This window comes from Pseudomonas canadensis, from assembly GCF_030980095.1.
GTDB lineage: Bacteria > Pseudomonadota > Gammaproteobacteria > Pseudomonadales > Pseudomonadaceae > Aquipseudomonas > Aquipseudomonas canadensis.
On record NZ_CP133298.1, the window covers coordinates 5,740,668 to 5,760,322 of the forward strand.

15 protein-coding genes are annotated in these 19,655 nt (G+C 60.9%); 12 read left to right on the forward strand and 3 right to left on the reverse strand.

Annotation, left to right across the window (positions count from 1 at the left end; genetic code table 11):
- The first annotated feature begins 131 nt into the window (after positions 1–131).
- On the forward strand, positions 132–1,106 hold the full coding sequence (locus RB216_RS26795; protein WP_010207031.1) for a serine/threonine protein kinase: 975 nt from the start codon (positions 132–134) through the stop codon (positions 1,104–1,106).
- Between the two features lie 171 nt (positions 1,107–1,277).
- Positions 1,278–2,162, forward strand: coding sequence for an EamA family transporter RarD (gene rarD / locus RB216_RS26800; RefSeq protein ID WP_016977837.1), 885 nt, complete (start codon positions 1,278–1,280; stop codon positions 2,160–2,162).
- A gap of 223 nt (positions 2,163–2,385) precedes the next feature.
- On the opposite strand, the gene RB216_RS26805 is transcribed toward rarD, so the two are convergent.
- Positions 2,386–2,898: a glycine cleavage system transcriptional repressor gene (locus RB216_RS26805; RefSeq protein WP_028618199.1), complete on the reverse strand. Its 513-nt coding sequence runs from the start codon at positions 2,896–2,898 to the stop codon at positions 2,386–2,388.
- 266 nt (positions 2,899–3,164) lie between these two features.
- Between RB216_RS26805 and RB216_RS26810 the strand changes: the two genes are divergently transcribed.
- Entirely contained in the window at positions 3,165–5,342 is a 2,178-nt protein-coding gene (locus RB216_RS26810; protein ID WP_305383167.1) for a malate synthase G, read from the forward strand.
- Positions 5,343–5,392: 50 nt separating this feature from the next.
- On the opposite strand, the gene RB216_RS26815 is transcribed toward RB216_RS26810, so the two are convergent.
- Positions 5,393–5,839 carry a response regulator gene (locus RB216_RS26815; RefSeq protein WP_068936282.1) on the reverse strand — a complete coding sequence of 149 codons (447 nt, stop codon included), beginning with the start codon at positions 5,837–5,839 and terminating at the stop codon, positions 5,393–5,395.
- Positions 5,840–6,085: 246 nt separating this feature from the next.
- On the opposite strand from RB216_RS26815, the gene RB216_RS26820 reads away from it, so the two are divergent.
- The 9 genes from RB216_RS26820 to RB216_RS26860 all read left to right on the forward strand — a co-directional run bounded on the left by RB216_RS26820 (position 6,086) and on the right by RB216_RS26860 (position 18,069).
- Positions 6,086–8,008 (forward strand): putative nucleotidyltransferase substrate binding domain-containing protein, encoded by a 1,923-nt coding sequence (locus tag RB216_RS26820; RefSeq protein WP_032864437.1) that lies wholly within the window; start codon positions 6,086–6,088, stop codon positions 8,006–8,008.
- Positions 8,005–8,712 carry a 3'-5' exonuclease gene (locus tag RB216_RS26825; RefSeq protein ID WP_028618203.1) on the forward strand — a complete coding sequence of 236 codons (708 nt, stop codon included), beginning with the start codon at positions 8,005–8,007 and terminating at the stop codon, positions 8,710–8,712. The genes RB216_RS26820 and RB216_RS26825 overlap by 4 nt, the downstream gene beginning before the upstream one ends.
- A 275-nt stretch (positions 8,713–8,987) precedes the next feature.
- A complete protein-coding gene (locus RB216_RS26830; RefSeq protein ID WP_068936278.1) occupies positions 8,988–9,506 on the forward strand; it encodes an RNA polymerase sigma factor in 519 nt (172 codons plus the stop codon).
- The gene (locus RB216_RS26835; protein ID WP_308908075.1) at positions 9,503–10,495 is read left to right on the forward strand and encodes a FecR domain-containing protein; all 993 of its coding nucleotides are present in this window, start codon (positions 9,503–9,505) and stop codon (positions 10,493–10,495) included. The genes RB216_RS26830 and RB216_RS26835 overlap by 4 nt, the downstream gene beginning before the upstream one ends.
- Before the next feature lie 180 nt (positions 10,496–10,675).
- Complete coding sequence (locus RB216_RS26840; RefSeq protein WP_308908076.1) at positions 10,676–13,489, forward strand: acyltransferase domain-containing protein; 2,814 nt, start codon at positions 10,676–10,678, stop codon at positions 13,487–13,489.
- Between the two features lie 146 nt (positions 13,490–13,635).
- Positions 13,636–16,065 (forward strand): TonB-dependent siderophore receptor, encoded by a 2,430-nt coding sequence (locus tag RB216_RS26845; protein ID WP_236318472.1) that lies wholly within the window; start codon positions 13,636–13,638, stop codon positions 16,063–16,065.
- A 62-nt stretch (positions 16,066–16,127) separates the two neighbouring features.
- Complete coding sequence (locus RB216_RS26850; protein WP_028618208.1) at positions 16,128–17,231, forward strand: PepSY-associated TM helix domain-containing protein; 1,104 nt, start codon at positions 16,128–16,130, stop codon at positions 17,229–17,231.
- Positions 17,228–17,404 (forward strand): hypothetical protein, encoded by a 177-nt coding sequence (locus RB216_RS26855; protein ID WP_162834926.1) that lies wholly within the window; start codon positions 17,228–17,230, stop codon positions 17,402–17,404. Before RB216_RS26850 ends, RB216_RS26855 begins: the two co-directional genes overlap by 4 nt.
- Positions 17,405–17,439: 35 nt before the next feature.
- The gene (locus tag RB216_RS26860; RefSeq protein ID WP_028618209.1) at positions 17,440–18,069 is read left to right on the forward strand and encodes a glutathione S-transferase N-terminal domain-containing protein; all 630 of its coding nucleotides are present in this window, start codon (positions 17,440–17,442) and stop codon (positions 18,067–18,069) included.
- Between the two features lie 174 nt (positions 18,070–18,243).
- On the opposite strand, the gene creD is transcribed toward RB216_RS26860, so the two are convergent.
- Positions 18,244–19,617 (reverse strand): cell envelope integrity protein CreD, encoded by a 1,374-nt coding sequence (gene creD / locus RB216_RS26865; RefSeq protein WP_308908077.1) that lies wholly within the window; start codon positions 19,615–19,617, stop codon positions 18,244–18,246.
- Between the last annotated feature and the right edge of the window lie 38 nt (positions 19,618–19,655).

Here is a 19,655-nt window from a genome sequence, read left to right on the forward strand (position 1 = left end):
CGAAAAACGTCAACGATAACGCGCAAAGCCTGACGCCCCGAGCCTCGCTCAGGTTTTTCGCGAGCAAGCTCGCTCCTACAGGGTTACCATACCCGGCCGGACGCGGCGCCCTGCTGCGCGCAGGAGTTCGCATGGCCCACCCGTTTGAAACACTCACGCCCGACCTGGTGCTCGACGCTGTCGAAAGCATCGGTTTCCTCAGCGATGCTCGCGTTCTGGCGCTCAACAGCTACGAAAACCGCGTTTATCAAGTGGGCATCGAAGACTCCGAGCCACTGATTGCCAAGTTCTACCGCCCGCAGCGCTGGACCAACGAGGCGATCCTCGAAGAACACCGCTTCACCTTCGAACTGGCCGAATGCGAAGTGCCGGTGGTCGCGCCCCTGATCCACAACGGCGAAAGCCTGTTCGAACATGCCGGGTTCCGCTTCACCTTGTTCCCCCGCCGTGGCGGCCGTGCGCCGGAGCCGGGCAATCTCGACCAACTGTATCGCCTTGGGCAATTGCTCGGCCGTTTGCATGCGGTGGGCTCCACCCGCCCGTTCGAACACCGCGAAGCCTTGGGCGTGAAGAACTTCGGCCACGACTCCCTCACCACGTTGCTGGAAGGCAATTTCATCCCCAAGAGTCTGCTGCCGGCCTACGAGTCCGTGGCACGCGACCTGCTCAAGCGTGTGGAAGAGGTGTACAAAGCCACGCCGCACAAAAACATCCGCATGCACGGCGATTGCCACCCCGGCAACATGATGTGCCGTGACGAGATGTTCCACATCGTCGACCTGGATGACTGCCGCATGGGCCCGGCGGTGCAGGACCTTTGGATGATGCTCGCCGGCGATCGTCAGGAATGCCTGGGGCAACTGTCAGAATTGATGGACGGCTACCAGGAATTCCATGACTTCGACCCGCGTGAACTGGCACTGATCGAACCCCTGCGCGCCTTGCGCCTGATGCACTACAGCGCCTGGCTGGCACGGCGCTGGGACGACCCGGCGTTCCCCCACAGCTTCCCGTGGTTTGGCAGCGAGCGTTATTGGGGCGATCAGGTGTTGGCGTTGCGTGAGCAACTCTCGGCCCTGAACGAAGAACCCCTGAAACTCTTCTGACAGCTTCTCTGTGGGAGCCGGGCTTGCCCGCGATGCATGCGCCTCGGTTTTGCAGGAGTGCCGAGGTGATGCTATCGCGGGCAAGCCCGGCTCCCACAGAAAGCAGATCCCATTGCCTGAGAAATATCCTTACAATCGCGCTTTGTTAGCTGCCTAAGCAAGGATTCTGCAATGCAAGCCGCCAACCCTCGCAAGGGGTACATCCTGGGCCTGAGCGCCTACGTCATCTGGGGTCTGTTCCCGCTCTACTTCAAAGCCATCGCCAGCGTACCCGCCGCCGAGATCATCGTGCACCGCGTGTTGTGGTCGGCGCTGTTCGGCGGTTTGCTGTTGATGGTATGGAAGCATCCCGGCTGGTTCCGCGAGTTGCGCGACAACCCCAAGCGCCTTGCGATCCTGGCCCTCAGCGGGTCGTTGATTGCGGGTAACTGGCTGACGTATGTGTGGTCGGTGAACACCGGGCGCATGCTGGAGGCGAGCCTGGGTTACTACATCAACCCGTTGGTGAACGTGGTGCTGGGCATGCTGATCCTGGGTGAGCGCCTGCGCCGCTTGCAGTGGGTCGCCGTCGGGCTGGCAGCGGTGGGTGTGGCGCAACAGGTCTGGCAGGTCGGCAGCTTGCCGTGGGTGTCGCTGGTGCTGGCGTTGACCTTTGGTTTCTACGGGCTGATCCGCAAGCAGGCGCCGGTCAAGGCGCTGCCGGGGCTGGTGGTGGAAACCTGGATGCTGGTGCCGATTGCAATTGCCTGGCTGCTGTTCAACCCAACCGCCCATAGCGCGCAAATGGCGTTCTGGAGTACGTCCGAAGCCTGGTGGCTGGTGGCGGCCGGCCCGGTGACGCTGATCCCGCTGGTGTGTTTCAACGCCGCCGCACGGCATTTGCCCTACACCGCATTGGGCTTTTTGCAGTACGTCGCACCGACCCTGGTGTTGCTGGAAGCCGTGCTGCTGTTCGGCGAACACCTGGCACCGAGCACCCTGACCGCCTTCGCCTTCATCTGGGCGGGCCTGGTGGTGTACAGCGTGGATATCTGGCTCAGCGCGCGCAAACGCTGATCAAATAACGTACAAACCTCTGCAAGCCACAGCGGGCGTGGCTTGCAGGCATCCACCCAAAGGTTATCCACAACCTGATCCCCGCCATTTGTGCACAAGCTTTTGAAATTGCTCGTTTTTTGCTCAATCAGCGAAGAACCCCGGCCCGCGTGGCCTGGCGAGGGGTCTCTACAGGTTATCCACAGGCCCATGCAAGATTTCCATGCATAACCCTGTGGGCAGATCATTCCTCGTGGTGCAGTTCCACCATCAAGTCATCGGCCAGGGTTTCCAGGGACAACTGCAAGGTATCCAGGGATAACGCGGCCGGCACCTGCAACAGTGCCTCGGCGGTAAACAACGGATCACCGCTCATAGGGGCCGGGCGCACATCGGTGCTCAGACTCTCCAGGTTCACGCCCTGCTTGCTCAGCAGCGCGGTGATCTCGCGCACAATGCCTGCACGGTCATTGCCCACCAGCGTCATCATGATCGATTTGGAGGCCGAGGCCTGCCCGCTGCTGCCCTCGCCCACCAGCACGCGAATGCCATGGGTGGATAAATCCTCCAACGCCCCGACCAATGCCTGACGGTGCTCTGTAGGAACACTGACCCGCAGGATCCCGGCAAATTGCCCGGCCATGTGCGCCATGCGGCTTTCCAGCCAGTTGCCACCGTGGGCGGCGATGTTCTGCGCGATGCGTTCAACCAGGCCGGGTTTGTCGGCAGCGATAATTGTGAGTACAAGATGGTCCATGGCAACGCCCTCTGGAATTCAATCTACAAGGTGGACCCGAAGGCCCTCGATAACAAATCGTGTACCGTTTTTATATTTATCTGGAACAATCCAATAGTTTTTTGAGAACATCCGGTTCTCCGCTGTGACCGTACGACCAAAGTGGGTCGCTAAACGACGTATTTAGTCTAATTTTCACAACCGCAAGTCATCATGTAGTATGCGCAACCTGGCACTACATAATGAAAATCTAAAAAGCGCTTAAGCTGTGCAGAGTGAGGCAAGCAATGACTGAACACGTTCAAGTCGGTGGCCTGCAGGTCGCCAAAGTCCTGTTCGACTTCGTGAACAACGAAGCCATTCCCGGCACCGGCATCACTGCCGACCAGTTCTGGGCCGGTGCCGACAAGGTCATCCACGACCTGGCACCGAAGAACAAAGCCCTACTCGCCAAACGCGACGATTTCCAAGCGCGGATCGATACCTGGCACCAGACCCACGCAGGCCAGGCACACGACCCGGTGGCTTACAAAGCCTTCCTACAAGACATCGGATACCTGCTGCCAGAAGCCGCAGACTTCCAGGCCACGACCCAAAACGTCGATGACGAAATCGCCCGCATGGCAGGCCCGCAGTTGGTGGTGCCGGTGATGAACGCCCGCTTCGCCCTCAACGCCTCGAACGCGCGGTGGGGCTCGCTGTACGACGCGCTGTATGGCACCGACGCCATCAGCGAGGCCGACGGCGCCGAGAAGGGCCAGGGCTACAACAAGGTGCGTGGCGACAAGGTGATTGCCTTTGCCCGTGCCTTCCTCGATGAAGCCGCACCGCTCAGCGCCGGCAGCCACGTCGATTCGACCGGCTACAAGATCGTCGATGGCACGCTGATCGTCAGCCTCAAGGGCGGCAGCAACAGCGGCCTGCGCGACGACGCACAGTTGATCGGTTTCCAGGGCCCTGCGGCTGAGCCGATTGCGATCCTGCTGAAACACAATGGCCTGCACTTCGAAATCCAGATCGACGCCAGCACCCCGGTCGGCCAGACCGACGCCGCCGGCGTCAAAGACGTGCTGATGGAAGCCGCGCTGACCACCATCATGGACTGCGAAGACTCCGTCGCCGCCGTCGATGCCGACGACAAAGTGGTGATCTACCGCAACTGGCTCGGCCTGATGAAGGGCGACCTGGCCGAAGAAGTGTCTAAGGGCGGCAAGACCTTCACCCGCACCATGAACGCCGACCGCGTTTATACCGGTGTGGATGGCCAGGACGTGACGCTGCACGGTCGTTCGCTGCTGTTCGTGCGCAACGTGGGTCACCTGATGACCATCGATGCGATCCTCGACAAAGACGGCAACGAAGTGCCGGAAGGCATCCTCGACGGCCTGGTCACCAGCCTCGCCGCCACACACAGCCTCAACGGCAATAACAGCCGCAAGAACAGTCGCACCGGTTCCGTGTACATCGTTAAGCCGAAGATGCACGGCCCGGAAGAAGCCGCGTTCACCAACGAGCTGTTCGGCCGCATCGAAGACGTGCTGAACCTGCCGCGCAACACACTGAAAGTCGGGATCATGGACGAGGAACGCCGCACCACGGTCAACCTCAAGGCATGCATCAAGGCCGCCAGCGAGCGCGTGGTGTTTATCAACACCGGCTTCCTTGACCGTACCGGCGACGAGATCCACACCTCCATGGAAGCCGGCGCGATGGTGCGCAAGGCGGCGATGAAGGCAGAAAAATGGATCGGCGCCTACGAAAACTGGAACGTCGATATCGGTTTGAGCACTGGCCTGCAAGGTCGTGCGCAGATCGGTAAAGGCATGTGGGCCATGCCCGACCTGATGGCGGCGATGCTCGAACAGAAAATCGCCCACCCACTGGCCGGCGCCAACACCGCCTGGGTGCCGTCGCCAACCGCCGCCGCGCTGCACGCGTTGCATTACCACAAGGTCGACGTATTCGCCCGCCAGGCCGAACTGGCCAAGCGTGAGCGTGCGTCGGTGGACGACATCCTGACCATTCCTCTGGCCAGCAATACCGATTGGTCCGACGAAGAGATCCGCAACGAGCTGGACAACAACGCTCAGGGCATCCTGGGTTATGTGGTCCGTTGGATCGACCAAGGCGTCGGTTGTTCGAAAGTGCCGGACATCAATGACGTCGGCCTGATGGAAGACCGCGCCACCCTGCGTATCTCCAGCCAGCACATCGCCAACTGGCTGCGCCACGGCGTTGTCACTCAGGATCAGGTGATGGAAAGCCTCAAGCGCATGGCCCCGGTGGTGGACCGCCAGAACGCCGGGGACAAGCTGTACCGCCCGCTGGCCCCGGATTTCGACAGCAACATCGCGTTCCAGGCAGCGGTGGAGTTGGTGATTGAAGGGACCAAGCAACCTAACGGGTATACCGAGCCGGTGTTGCATCGTCGGCGTCGGGAGTTCAAGGCTAAGAACGGCCTGTAAATAAAAAAGCCCTGATCACACGATCAGGGCTTTTTTTATGCACCGGAGTTTTACTGCGCCATCCCCAACTCCCGCTTCACCAGCTTCGCCAACTTCACGCTATCAATGGGCTTGAGCAAGAAGTCCACCACACTCAAATGCATGGCATCAATCACGTCCGGCGCCTCGGCATCCCCCGACATGATGATGATCGGCAGCGCCGCACGCGTAGATTCACGCACTTGTCGGATCAGCTCCAGGCCGTTGCTGGGCGCCATGCGCAGGTCGGTGATCAGCAAACCGATGGAGCTGCTCGACTCCAACAAATCCCACGCCGCCTCACCACTGTCGGCGGTCATGCAGCGAATACCGTCCAGCCCCAGGATTTCCGCCAGCAGTTCGCGCGCATCCTTGTCGTCGTCAACAATCAACACGCGTTGTGGCGGTAAATCAGGCTCCAGCATCACGGCGCTCAGCGCCTCGCGCTCGGCATCACTCAAAATATCGTGGTCGGACATACGGTTCTCAGCAGTTCTCATCAATCTCCCAGCACACTCGTCAGACATCTGCGGAAGGGCGTTCAATGTGCACTTCGTCGGAAAGTTTGCCTAGTGGGCGTTCTACGGGTTTTGGACGATATTCATGTAAGGTTTTTCCCTAGGTTTGTACCCTTTGTATCGACCTAGACTTACGTCCAATGGGCACCCGCTGCACAGGAGTCGACCATGGGGGACGATAACGACAAAAAATCTGCGGTCATTGTTATGAGTAAAGCTGATGCCTTCGCCCAGGCGGGGAAAACTGCTGTATTGCAAAATATCCACGGCACCCTGCAATTCCTGCAACGCTTCCCGCCGTTCAACCAGATGGAAAACGCCCACTTGGCGTTTTTGGTGGAGCAGTGCCAGTTACGCTTCTATGGCCCCGGCGACAGCATCCTCAAACCCTCGGGCGGGCCGGTCGAGCACTTTTATATCGTCAAGCAGGGCCGGGTCGTCGGTGAGCGGCCGGACAGCGCCGAAACCACCTTCGAAATCACCACCGGCGAGTGCTTTCCCCTGGCCGCGTTGCTGGGCGAACGGGCGACCCGCACCGAGCACAAGGCCGCCGAAGACACCTTCTGCCTGCAACTGAACAAACCGGCGTTCATCAAGCTGTTCGCACTCTCCAGCCCGTTTCGCGATTTTGCCCTGCGAGGCGTCAGCAGCCTGTTGGACCAGGTGAATCAGCAGGTGCAGCAAAAAGCGGTGGAAACCCTCGGCACTCAATACTCCCTGAACACGCGGCTCGGCGAGTTGGCCATGCGCCATCCTGTCACGTGCAGCCCCGCCACGCCGCTGCGCGAAGCCGTCACGTTGATGCATGAGCAGCAGGTTGGCAGCATCGTGATCGTGGATGAACACAAGGCGCCCCTTGGGATTTTCACCCTGCGCGACCTGCGCCAAGTGGTGGCCGATGGCACCAGCGATTTCAACCAGGGCATCGAAGGGCATATGACCCAGGCGCCCTTCTTCCTGACGCCGGACCACAGCGCTTTCGACGCGGCAATCGCCATGACCGAGCGGCATATCGCCCACGTCTGCCTGGTCAAGGACCAGCGTCTGTGCGGCGTGGTGTCCGAGCGCGATCTGTTTTCCCTGCAACGCGTGGACCTGGTGCACCTGGCGCGCACCATCCGCAATGCGCCGAGGGTGGACAACTTGGTGGCGATTCGCGGCGAGATCGGCCAGTTGGTGGAGCGCATGCTGGCCCATGGTGCCTCGTCCACCCAGATCACCCACATCATTACGCTGCTCAACGATCACACCGTGTGCCGGGTGATCGAACTGACCCTGGCCGAAAAAGGCGACCCCGGCGTGCCGTTCAGTTGGTTGTGCTTTGGCAGCGAAGGCCGCCGCGAGCAGACGCTGTATACCGACCAGGACAACGGCATCCTGTTTGACGCCAAGGACGCGGCCGAAGCGGCGGCGATCCGAGGCCGGTTGTTGCCGCTGGCGCAACAGATCAATCAAAGTCTGGCGCTATGTGGGTTCAGCCTGTGCAAAGGCAACATCATGGCCGGCAACCCAGAGTTGTGCCTATCGCGGGCGGAATGGGCGCGGCGGTTTGCAGCGTTTATCCGCGAGGCGACGCCAGAGAATCTGCTCGGCTCCAGCATCTATTTCGATCTGCGTGTGGTGTGGGGCGATGAACGTGGCTGCGAGCAATTGCGCCAAGGCATTCTCGACCAAGTGGCGGACAACCGGTTGTTCCAGCGCATGCTGGCCGAAAACGCGTTGCGCCAGCGGCCACCCGTAGGACGCTTCCGCGAATTTGTACTCACGCGTAAAGGTGGCGAAAAAGCCACGCTCGACCTCAAGGTGCAGGGCCTGACCCCCTTTGTCGACGGCGCGCGCCTGTTGGCCCTGGCCAATGGTATTCACGCCAACAACACCTTGGAGCGCCTGCGCCAGTTGGTGGTCAAGGAGGTGATTGAACCGCTGGACGGCGCTGCGTATGAAGAGGCCTACCACTTTATCCAGCAGACCCGTATGCAACAGCACCAACTGCAAACCCGCGAGAACCAGCCGTACTCCAACCGTGTCGATCCTGACAGCCTCAACCACCTGGACCGGCGCATCCTGCGTGAATCCCTGCGCCAGGCCCAACGCCTGCAAAGCAGCCTGACATTGCGGTACCAGCTGTGAGCTTGTTCAACTGGCTGCGCAAGAAAAAGCCGGGGCTCGACAGCGCGCAACAACAGCGCCTGGCGCAGCTGCGCAAACCCACGCCGCTGGGCGAAGACACCCTGCGCAGCCAGCGCTGGGTGGTGGTGGACCTGGAAACCAGCGGCCTCAACCTCAACCGTGACCAGGTGCTGTCCATCGGCGCGGTGGTGATCGAGGATGGCGCGGTGGATTTCTCGCAACTGTTCGAACGCACCTTGCAACGGGCTGAAACCAAACTCAGCCCCAGTGTGTTGATCCACGGCCTCGGCCCCAGTGCGATTGCCGCCGGCAGCGATCCGGTCGACGCGTTACTGGACTTCATGGACTTTGTAGGCGACAGCCCATTGCTCGCCTTCCATGCGCCATTCGATCAACACATGCTGTGTCGGGCGCTCAAGGACAGCCTGGGTTATCGCCTGGCCCATCCGTTTCTTGATGTTGCAGACATCGCCCCTCTGCTGTGCCCGGATGCGCATATCCGTGAAGCCGGGTTGGACGATTGGATCAACCACTTCCATCTGCACGTAGGCGAGCGCCATCACGCCAGCGCCGATGCCCTGGCCACGGCGGAGCTGATGCTGATCCTGTTCAGCCGCGCGCGCCAGCAACACATCGACACGCCACAGGCGCTGCAAGAGCGTTTGAGCCAATGGAAACGGCGTCTGCGCGCGCCCTCTTTCTAACGCCTCAGAACCCTGTGGTGACCGGGCTTGTTGTGGTGAGCGGGCTTGCCCCGCGCCGGGCTGCGAAGCGGCCCCTATAAGACCACCGCATTTTTCCAGAGAGAACGCGGCGTCTGGTTTCAGGGCCGCTTCGCAGCCCAGCGCGGGGCAAGCCCGCTCACCACAAAAGCGCCCCCCGCTCAAACCGACAGACGCCAATTGCGCCCACTCCACGGCTCTGACACAATCGCGAATAATTCTCGTTAGTTTAAACATCCCGTTTACTAGGTGATGCCTTGTCGTCGATCCAGAACCCACACAGTGAGCTTGTTGGCGCGTTGTATCGCGACCATCGTGGCTGGCTGTTGGCCTGGCTTCGACGCAACGTGGCTTGCCCGAGCCGCGCCGAAGACCTGAGCCAGGACACCTTCATGCGCCTGCTCGGCCGTGATGAGTTGCGTGAACCCCGCGAACCCCGGGCGTTCCTGGTGGCAATCGCCAAGGGCTTGTTGTTCGACTACTTCCGTCGCGCCGCCCTGGAACAGGCCTACCTCACCGAACTGATGCTGATCCCGGAAAGCGAACACCCTTCGCCGGAAGAACAGCAACTGATCCTCGACGACCTCAAGGCCATCGACCGCCTGCTCGGCAAGCTGTCGACCAAGGCCCGCGCCGCCTTCCTCTTTAACCGCCTCGACGGCATGGGCCACGCCGAAATCGCCCAGCGCCTCGGCGTGTCGGTGCCCCGCGTGCGCCAGTACCTGGCCCAGGGCATTCGCCAGTGCTACATCGCGTTGTATGGCCAGCCGCTGTGACGGTGATCAGTTCCAAACCGGTCTCGGCCCGCGTGCTCGATGCCGCGATTGCCTGGCAATTGTCCCTCGACTCGGGCGACGGCAGCCTGGTGGAGCGCGAAGAGTTCGACAAATGGCTGGCCAGCGATGAAGAGCACGCCCGCGCCTGGCGCCAGTTGGGCATGCTCGACCAGCGTTTCAGCGTGGCCTCGGGCCCCGCACGGGCGGCACTGTTGCAATCGCGTGAAGGCATTCGCCAACGTGTGCGCAAGCTGGGCAGTGGTCTGGCGAGCATCGCGCTGGTCATTGGCCTGGCGCTGTTTGCCGGTGAGCGCTATGTGCCGATCCACTATTGGCTGGCCGACCAACGTACCGCCACCGGCGAGCAGCGCACGCTGAAACTGGCGGATGGCACGTTGATCAACCTCAACACCCACAGCGCCATCGACGTGCGTTTTGATGAACAACGCCGGCTGATCGTGTTGCAGGAAGGCGAAATCCTGATCGAGACCGGCCACAACGATGCGCGCCCGTTCTATGTGCAAACCCGCGACGGCAGCCTGCGGGCGCTGGGCACGCGGTTTATCGTCAAGCGCGAAGACGACGCCACGCGCTTGAGCGTGCTGCAATCGGCCGTGGCCGCCCAGCCCGAGGCGCTGCAGCAGGAACAGATCTTCAAGGAAGGCCAGCAAGTGCTGATGCGCAGCGATGGCCTCGGCCCTGCGCTTGCCGTCACCCCCGCCACCGACGCCTGGACCCGCGGCATGCTGGTGGTCGACAACGCGCGCCTGGGCGATGTGGTTGCGGAACTCAGCCGTTACCGCACCGGTTACCTGGGTGTGGATAAAAACGTGGCTGACCTGCGCATTACCGGCAGCTTCCCGTTGCGCGACACCACGCTGGCGCTCAATGCGCTGCTGCCGACCCTGCCGGTGCAGATCGAGCAGCATACGCCGTGGTGGGTCACGGTCGCCGCTGCTCGGGCACACGCTGACGCGATTAAAAAATGAGTTCAAGTATTTCGTATTGCTAGTAAAAACTGTCAACTCTGACAGTTACCTCTACCCTTTTTTTACCCTCAAATGACCACTGACAGGACCTGTCCTTCAGAGGGCGCATCTCGCTTTACGCCCGGTCTCACATTGCAAGGAAGCAAACACTTCTTTCGGTAGCAATATGAGGGCTGCACTATGTCTACACTCCCCCAAATCAATCGACATACGTTCGTTTTTGCCTTCCCAGGCCAAGGCAATGACCCCTGCGCCGCCTTGGCTGAGTTATACCGGCAAGCCGAGGAGCTTCGCCCGCGCATCGACGCCACCCTGTCAATTATCGAACGCGAAGCAACGCAGTCTGAAGCCAAACTGCAACCCGGGCTGATCAGCGACGTACTGCTGACACACGAATATGCGTTGCCGCTGCCCTCTGGAGTCACGCAACTGGCCCTGTATGGTGCGGCCGTGGTGCTCAACCAACTGCTCCACGACGCAGGCGTGCGGCCGGCACTGATTGTCGCGCAGAGTTTTGGTGAGATTGCTGCGCGAGTGTGCGCCGGTGTACTGAGCATTGAGCAGGGCGCGCGTGCGGTCTGCGCCCTCAATGCGGCCTACCGCAGTGAAGAAGGCCGCGGCGGCATGTTGCTGGTCAACTTGTCGCCGGAGATGACGCAAGCGTTGCTCGACAGGTGGCCTGAACTGAAGCTGGAATTGGGGTCGGTCAATGCCCCTGAGCAATGCATCATCAGCGGAGAAATGGACGCATTGCACGCTCTGCTTGACCGTTACGGCGACAGCACCCCGCCGTTGCGCTGGGTGTCGATCGCCTACGCATCCCATTACTCGGCGCATCGGCGTGTCGCAGAACTCATGAACGCATTGCTGCAACCCCTGGAGCAACAGCCGTTCAGGACCCCCATCTATTCGACCGTGTTGGGGGGCTGTTACCAGCACGGGGATGACCTGCACGAGCTGTTCACCTTGGGCGTGACCGACCCCACCAACCTGCCCAAGACACTGGCCGCGTTGCCACTCGACAAATGCTGCGTGTTTATCGACATGGGTGTAAACCGAGGCATGTCGATGTGCATCCTCAAAAGCCTGCGCGATGCCAAGACCTACACGCCCCTCGCCGCACCACCTAATGAACTTCGCCAACTACTGGCCGACTCACATACCCTGGACACTCTGCGCCAACTGGTCAACGGGCCCGTCACCGCCCAGGCCCATGCGCACATGGCTCACACGTTCAACGACCCTGAGTTGCATCCGCAAACCAACCTGACCTTCCACGACGGCCACTGTCAGACCTATCGGCGCTTGCAGCATCTGCTCAAACAACTGCCCGACGGCATCCACGGGTTCAAACAACCGGAGTGGTTGATGGCCCTGGCCACCCACGCGGCGGTCAATGATCCGTCGCTGTTCATGGGGTGTGTGATTCAGCAGGGTTTGTGCATCGGTACACTCCTGGCGTTCGAACAGGACCACCCGTACGCCGCCAAATGGCGATGCGAACTGGAGAAGGGCCAATGCCTGGGGGTCTACGCGCTGACTGAAATCGGCCGTAGCAACTCACACATGGGCCCCTGCCTGGAGGCGGTATTCGACACCGACACGCGCACATTTGTGTTGAACACACCCAACAACGCTGCGCTGAAATTTGCCAATGTCGGTATCAATGACCTCAACAAGTTGGGCGTGGTGTTTGCCGAGTTGAAGGTTCAGGACCAACGCTGTGGTGTCTTCGCCTTTGTCTTGCCATTAAGCGACACACAGGGTCCATGCCCTGGCATTGATATGTCTTCACCAGCAGAAATTCGCGCCGTACCGTTGGATTACGGCTTGTTGCGTTTTAATCAGGTCCGCGTCTCTTTTGACGCTTGGCTGTGTGACGGAGCGAACATTGATCAGTCCAACCGCTTTCAAGACCCACTGGGCAGCACTGACCGCCGTCTGATCCGCTCACTGTTCGCCCCCAAAAACGTGTGGGCGATGGTCGGCACCGGCTTGAGCTCCGTCATGCTGGCCTGTGCAACCCTGGCCCTGACTCACGCCAACCGGCGCACCACCCAGGCGAGAATCGGCAACGGCACTGGCTTGCTGGACTTTCGCACCCAGCGCCGGGCGTTATTCGGTTGCCTGGCGACAGCGTACGTCATGAAATGCTTTGCCAATGACTCCGCCCGCCTATGGATCGAAGGCACGGCCAGCCAGGCCTCCCTGCAAACAACCGGCACGGGCGATGTGACATGGACACCCTGGGCCGCCATCAGCCAGACCCTGGCGCTGACCAAAGCCCTGTGTGCGCCCGCCGCTGAGGCCGTGGCCACCGAATGCCGATTGCGCTGCGGCGTGGCCGGGGCGCTCAACCTCAATCGTTTCGCCGACTATGAAGGCATGGCCAAGATCTACCAGGACGCCGGTGGCAACAACCGCATGATCCTGCTGGATGCCGCCAAGGTCCTGATTGGCCAACCCTTGACCGAGCCCGCCCATCCGGACCCGCACGCTAACCTGGACGACGTTGATTACGGGCTGAGCATGGTCCGCACCCTGGAATACCGTTTGCTCACGGAGGTGGCCCACCATGTCGCCGCACACCGGGCTCAGGGAGAGGACGACATGCAGGTCTGGAACTCAAAACTGATGGCGGTTGCACGCGCTGGCGAGGCGCATGCCCAGCGCCTTGCCATCGAGAGTGCGGTAAAGGCCGGCAACTCACTGCCGCCTGGGCTTGCAAAAGATCTGGTGAGCGCGTTGTACGACCTGTACGTACTCGACTATCTGAACAAACACGCGGCCTGGTTTCTCAGCGAAGGGTTCATGGACGGCAAGCGCTACCGGGCACTGGAGGAACACCTCAATCAACGCAGCGACTTCCTGGCCACCCACGTCACGCTGTTGATCGAGGCCTTCGGCCAGGGTGATGCGACGCGTGCGGCAATCGCCAGTGCAGAAACTTACCCGGACGCCTTGGCCGCTAAACTGCAATGGACGCAGGGCTGAACCTCACAACACACCTGAACCTTCAGGGCCATGCAGTGCGAAGAGTTGTGACCACTCACAGATTTATTTTCATTTGGCCCTATCACTTTTCGATTCTCGTTCGGCACCTAGGCAATTGAGAAATATTTCCATTCAGGAGCCGCCCCATGTCCCGCACGCTAGACACCTTGTTGCGCCCCAGCCTGTTAGCCGTGGCCATTGCCCTCAGTGCCCCGCTGGCCAGCACTACGCTGATCGCCGCGGAGCAGGCATCCAGCGTGCGCACCTACAACCTGCCGGCGGCACCACTGGCGACAACCCTGAACCAGATCGCCAGCCAGGGCGGCCTGGCGCTGACCCTCAGCCCGGCGTTGGCGTCGGGCAAGACCTCGGCGCCGGTCCAAGGCCAGTTCGATGCGCCGGGTGCGCTGCGTGAGGCGTTGCGCGGGACGGGGTTGCAGCTTGAGCAGAGCACCGCGGGGACTTACACCCTGGTAGCGACTCCGGATGGGGTCGTAGCGTTGCCGACCACCAATATCACCGGGCAGGACAGCTATGAAAGCGCCTGGGGCCCGATCGACGGTTACCTGGCCAAACGCACCGCCGCCGGCACCAAGACCGATACCGCGCTGGTCGAGGCCCCGCGTTCGATCTCTGTCGCCACGCGCGAGCAGATGCAAGACCGCAACGTGCAGAACCTGGATGACGCCGTGAAATACATGCCGGGCATTGTGTCCGCCAGCTACGGCAGCGACACCCGCTACGACTGGATGCGTGTACGTGGCTTCGAACCCACCCAGTTCCTCGATGGCCTGCCGCTGCCGCGTGGCGTGTACGCCAACCCGAAGGCCGAGACCTGGAACCTCGACCGCCTCGCCCTGCTGCGCGGCCCGGCCTCCTCGGTCTATGGTCAAACCCCGCCGGGCGGCCTGTTGGATATGGTCAGCCGTCGTCCCAACGAAGAGTCGAGCAACGCCATTCAGGTGCAGTATGGCAGCGACAACTACCGCCAGATCAACTTCGCCAGCACCGGCAAGATCGACGATGACGGCCAGTTCCTCTACGGCCTCAGCGGCGTGGTGCGCGATGCCGGCACCCAGGTCGATCACATCGACAACAAGCGCTACAACCTTGCGCCGAGCTTGACGTGGAACATTGATCCGGACACCAAGCTGACCTTCCTGTCGCAGTTCACGCGGGACGATACGGGTACTACCAGCCAGTTCATGCCGATCCAAGGCACCAAGATTAAATCGCCGCTGGGTGACATTTCCCACCACAAGAACCTGGGCGATCCGGACTACGAGTTCTACGATCGCACCTACTACGCGCTGGGCTATGCGTTCGAACACCGTTTCAACGACACCTGGCAGTTCAAGCAGAACCTGCGCTACACCAAGTCGGAACTGGACTTCCGGCAGTTGACCGTGGGCTCTTATGCATTTTCCCCGGCAAATGCGGCGGGCGATATCAGCCGCTCGACCACCAACGTAAACGAAAACATTGGCCAGTTCGCGGTGGATAACAATTTCCAGGCGGATTTCGCCACAGGCGACGTTATCCACACCCTGTTGCTGGGCCTGGATCACCAACGCACCGACACGTCCTACCGTGCGATTTACGGGACCGCGTCAAACATCAACATCTTCAACCCGGTCAACACCACGCCGACGCTGCGCCCAACCGGCGTGCGACCTTTCTACGACTACAACCAGAAAACCGTGCAGACCGGCCTCTACGTGCAGGACCAGATGGCCTTGGACAAATGGCGCCTGACCCTGGGCGGGCGTGAAGACTGGGTACATCAAGGCACCACGTACTTCAACGATAACGACGCGACCAACACTGACCGCATCAAGCATTTCAGCGGCAACGCGGCACTGAGCTATGTGTTCGATTCGGGCTTCGTACCGTACTTGTCCTACGCCGAGTCCTTCCAGCCGGCGAGCAACGCCGATACCAATGCCACCAAAACCTTCAAACCGACGGAAGGCAAGCAGTGGGAAATGGGCGTCAAGTATCAGCCGCCCGGCTCCAATACCTTGCTGAGCGCAGCGGTGTACGACCTGACGCAGAAAAACGTGCAGGTCACGACGCTCGGCGCAGGAGGCCAGCAAATCAACAGCCAGACCGGCGAAGTGAAGGTCAAGGGCCTGGAGCTGGAAGCCGTGTCTGACGTGACCGAGAACCTCAAGGTGATCGCCGCCTACACCTTGGCCAAATCCGAGGTGCAAAAAGGCATCTACAAAGGCAACCGCCTGACGTTGATGCCTAACCAGCAAGCCTCGCTGTGGACTGACTACACTTGGCACACCGGCCCGCTCGACGGCTTCGGCATCGGCTTTGGCGCGCGCTACACCGGCAACACCTACGGCGACCAGGCCAACACTTGGCTGGGCAAGGCCAACGCCTACACCGTGTTCGACGGCTCGGTGCATTATGACCTGGGCCGCCTGGATAACAGCCTCAAAGGTGCTTCGGTCAAGTTGAATGCCACCAACTTGTTCAACAAGGACTACCTGTCGACCTGTGATGGCAACTACTGCTACTTCGGTGACCAACGCAGCGTCGTCGCCAGCGCCACCTACCAGTGGTAATCGGCTGAGTTAACAACCGGGCCGCCCCTGTGGGCGGCCTTGGCATGTCTGAAGGCTGGAAAATGAAAAGCAAAACCATCCGCCGCTGGTCCTTCATCCACACCTGGACCAGCCTGATCTGCACGGTATTCCTGCTGCTGCTCGCCCTCACTGGCTTGCCGTTGGTGTTTCACCATGAGATCGACCACTTGCTGGGCAACGAGCCGGAATTGGCGCAAATGCCTGCCGACACACCGCAGCTCAACCTGGAGCAGCTGGTGGCCAAGGCGCAGGCCCATCGCCCCGGCGAAGCCATGCAGTACCTGGCCTGGGACGAAGATGACAAGAACGGCGTGATCGCGATCATGGCCGCGACCGCCGGCACCGAGCCCAACGCGTCCCACACCTTCATGCTCGACGCGCGCACCGGTGAAGCGGTGGAAACTCCGGCGGCCAATGGCGGGTTGACCCTGTTCCTGCTGCGCCTGCATGTGGACATGTTCGCCGGCCTGCCGGGCAAGTTGCTGCTGGCGTTCATGGGCATTCTGTTTGTACTGGCGATCATCTCGGGCACGGTGCTGTACCTGCCGTTCATGCGTCGCTTGAAGTTCGCCACCGTGCGCCAGGACAAATCCACGCGCCTGCGCTGGCTCGACCTGCATAACCTGATCGGCGTGGTCACCCTGACCTGGGCCTTGGTGGTGGGCGTGACCGGCGTGATCAGCGCCTGCGCCGACCTGATCATCGCCGCCTGGCGCCAGGACAGCCTCAGCGCCATGATCGAACCCTACAAAAACGCCCCTCCGCTGACCCAGCGCGCACCGGCCACCGAGCTGCTAACGATCGCCGCCAAGGCCGCGCCGGACATGGAGCCGGACTTCATCGCCTTCCCCGGCACGCGCTTTTCCAGCGAGCACCATTACGCCGTGTTCATGAAGGGCAGCACCCACCTCACCTCGCACCTGCTCACACCCGTGCTGATCGACGCCAGCACCCTGGCCGTCACCGCCATCGCCGAACGGCCCTGGTACATGGACGCCATGGGCATGTCCCAGCCGCTGCATTTCGGTGACTACGGCGGCATGCCGATGAAAATCCTCTGGGCGGCACTGGATGTGCTGACCATCATCGTGCTGGTCAGCGGGATTTACTTGTGGATCGTGCGGCGCAAGGCGGGCAAGGCATGAAGCCGCGTCAGTCGAACTTCTGGAAAGTGTTTGGGATTCCGTTGGGGATCGGCCTGCTAAGCGCCACCGGGTTGTTTGCGGCGTTGCTCGGGGACGGGTTGTGGGATTCGCTCAGTTGGGTGGGATTAGGCATACCGGCCGTAATTGGCACTTGGGCCTTGCTCAAGCGGTGAGATAGATTAGCCTAGCCCTTTCTTGAGGAATGCCCATGTCCACACCCAGCATGACCTTGTTCCACAACCCCGCGTCACCCTTCGTGCGTAAGGTTCGCGTGTTGCTGGCTGAAACCGGCCAGCAGGACCGCGTCGCATTGCACGGCTGCATGCCGACCCCGGTCAACCCGGATGCGCAGGTGGTGCAAGGCAACCCCGTGGGCAAGATCCCGGCCCTGCGGCTGGCCGATGGCACGGTATTGCACGACAGCCGGGTGATCCTCGATTACTTCGATCACCAGCACGTCGGCAACCCACTGATTCCCCGCGACGGCGCGGCCCGCTGGCGCCGCCTGACCCTGGCCTCAATGGCCGACGGCATCATGGATGCCGCCGTGTTGGTGCGCTACGAAACCGCCCTGCGTCCGACCGAAAAGCACTGGGACCAGTGGCTGGATGAGCAGCGCAGCAAAATCCGCCGCAGCCTCTCTGAGTTGGAAGCGGATGCGATTGCCGAACTGACCAGCCACTTCGACATCGCCGCGATCAGCGTGGCCTGCGCCTTGGGTTACCTCGACTTCCGTCATCCGGATATGCAATGGCGCCTGGATAACCCGAAGCTTGCCGCCTGGTATGCCGAGGTCAGCCAGCGGGCTTCGATGCAAGAGACCCAACCACCGGTTTAAAACCCACCGCCGTCCCTTGTAGGCGCTGGCTTGCCAGCGATAGCGCAGTGTCAGTTTGCGGCTCGTTGACTGGACCACCGTCATCGCTGGCAAGCCAGCTCATACAGGAGGCGGTGGCGTTGTTGAGGTAGTCGATAATCCGCGCCTTCATTTGCTGATCCTCCCGCAACCCGATCATTGCACAGCCTCCAAATCAAACTCCAAAGGCTGTGCCGCTTTACGCTTGCCCACGCCATACCAATCCAACTTACGCGTCAGCACCATCACCGTGCCCAGCAGGCCGAACAGCAGCAACGAGCCCATCAGCAACGCGTAATCCTCGGCACTCAACAGCCCGTACAACAAGCCATACAACGCGGCCAACCCCGCTGAAAACCCCAGGCCGTGAGCGACGCTGCGCAGCACATTGCACACATAGAAGCCAATCAACAACACGCAGGCGCTGGCAGAGATGAGATAAGCCAGCGCGAACCCAATGTGCTCGGACAACGACAGCAACAGCAGGTAGAAAAACGCCAGCGCAAACCCCACCAACGCGTACTGCACCGGATGCACTGCCAGGCTCTTGAGTACTTCGAACAGGAAGAAGCCGGCGAAGGTCAGGGCGATGAACAGTAGCGCGTATTTGATCGCACGGTCGCTCTTGAGGTACTGGTCCACCGGATCGATGAAGTTCACGCCGAAGCTGCGGTTGTTGAAGTCTTCACAGCCCTGCTTGTCCAGGCAGGTTTGCAGCGCTTGCTCAAGGTTGGTGGAGAAGAACGAGGTCTGCCAGTTGGCGCTGAAGCCCTTGTCGGTAATCTCGCGTTGTGCCGGCAGGAAATTGCCGATGAAGCTGGGATGTGGCCAGTTGGAAGCGAGTGACACCTGGCTGGTCTTGCCCACCGGCACCACTTGCAGTTGCTCGGTGCCTTGCAGGCGCAGGTCGAAAGCAAAGTTCACGACGTTGGGCTTTTTGCTGTCGTGCTCCGGCAGTGTCACGTGCACGCCTTCGCCCAGCCAGTCCACCTGGGAGCCGGGTTCGAACTCCAATTGCTGGCTGCCCAGCTCCAGCTTCAGCGCGTTTTCGATGCCGCGAATATCGCTGATGCCCACCGCGAGAAATGCCGGCTCAAAGCGGTAATCGGCGAAGTCTTCGGTGATACCCAACTGCGCAGGCAATTCGAAATGCCCGCTGATGCGGTTGTCGGCATGGAACAGCCGCGCCTGGTAGATGCCCCGTGCGCGCAATTCGGTCTGCACCTTGCCGTCGAGTTCAAATCGGTCCGGCAGGAAATACAGACGACCGCGCTCTTCACGGGTGACTTCGTAGCGTTTGTTGAGCTTTTCATTGAGCGTCCACTCGCGGACGGTCTTGCGATACGGCACTACCATCACCGGGCCGGTGAGGCGCTGGGCGTAGCTGGAGCTGCGGGCGATGTCCATCAATACGCCATCGCGCAGTTGCTGGCGGTCGCTGATAATGCCGTTGATCATCAGCAACGGAATCAGCAACAGCAGGATCAGCAGCGCAATCGCGCCAAGTTTGAAAAGCAGGCTGCGGTTCATGGGTCTCTCCCTGTTTTGATGGAGAGAGTCTGGGCAGA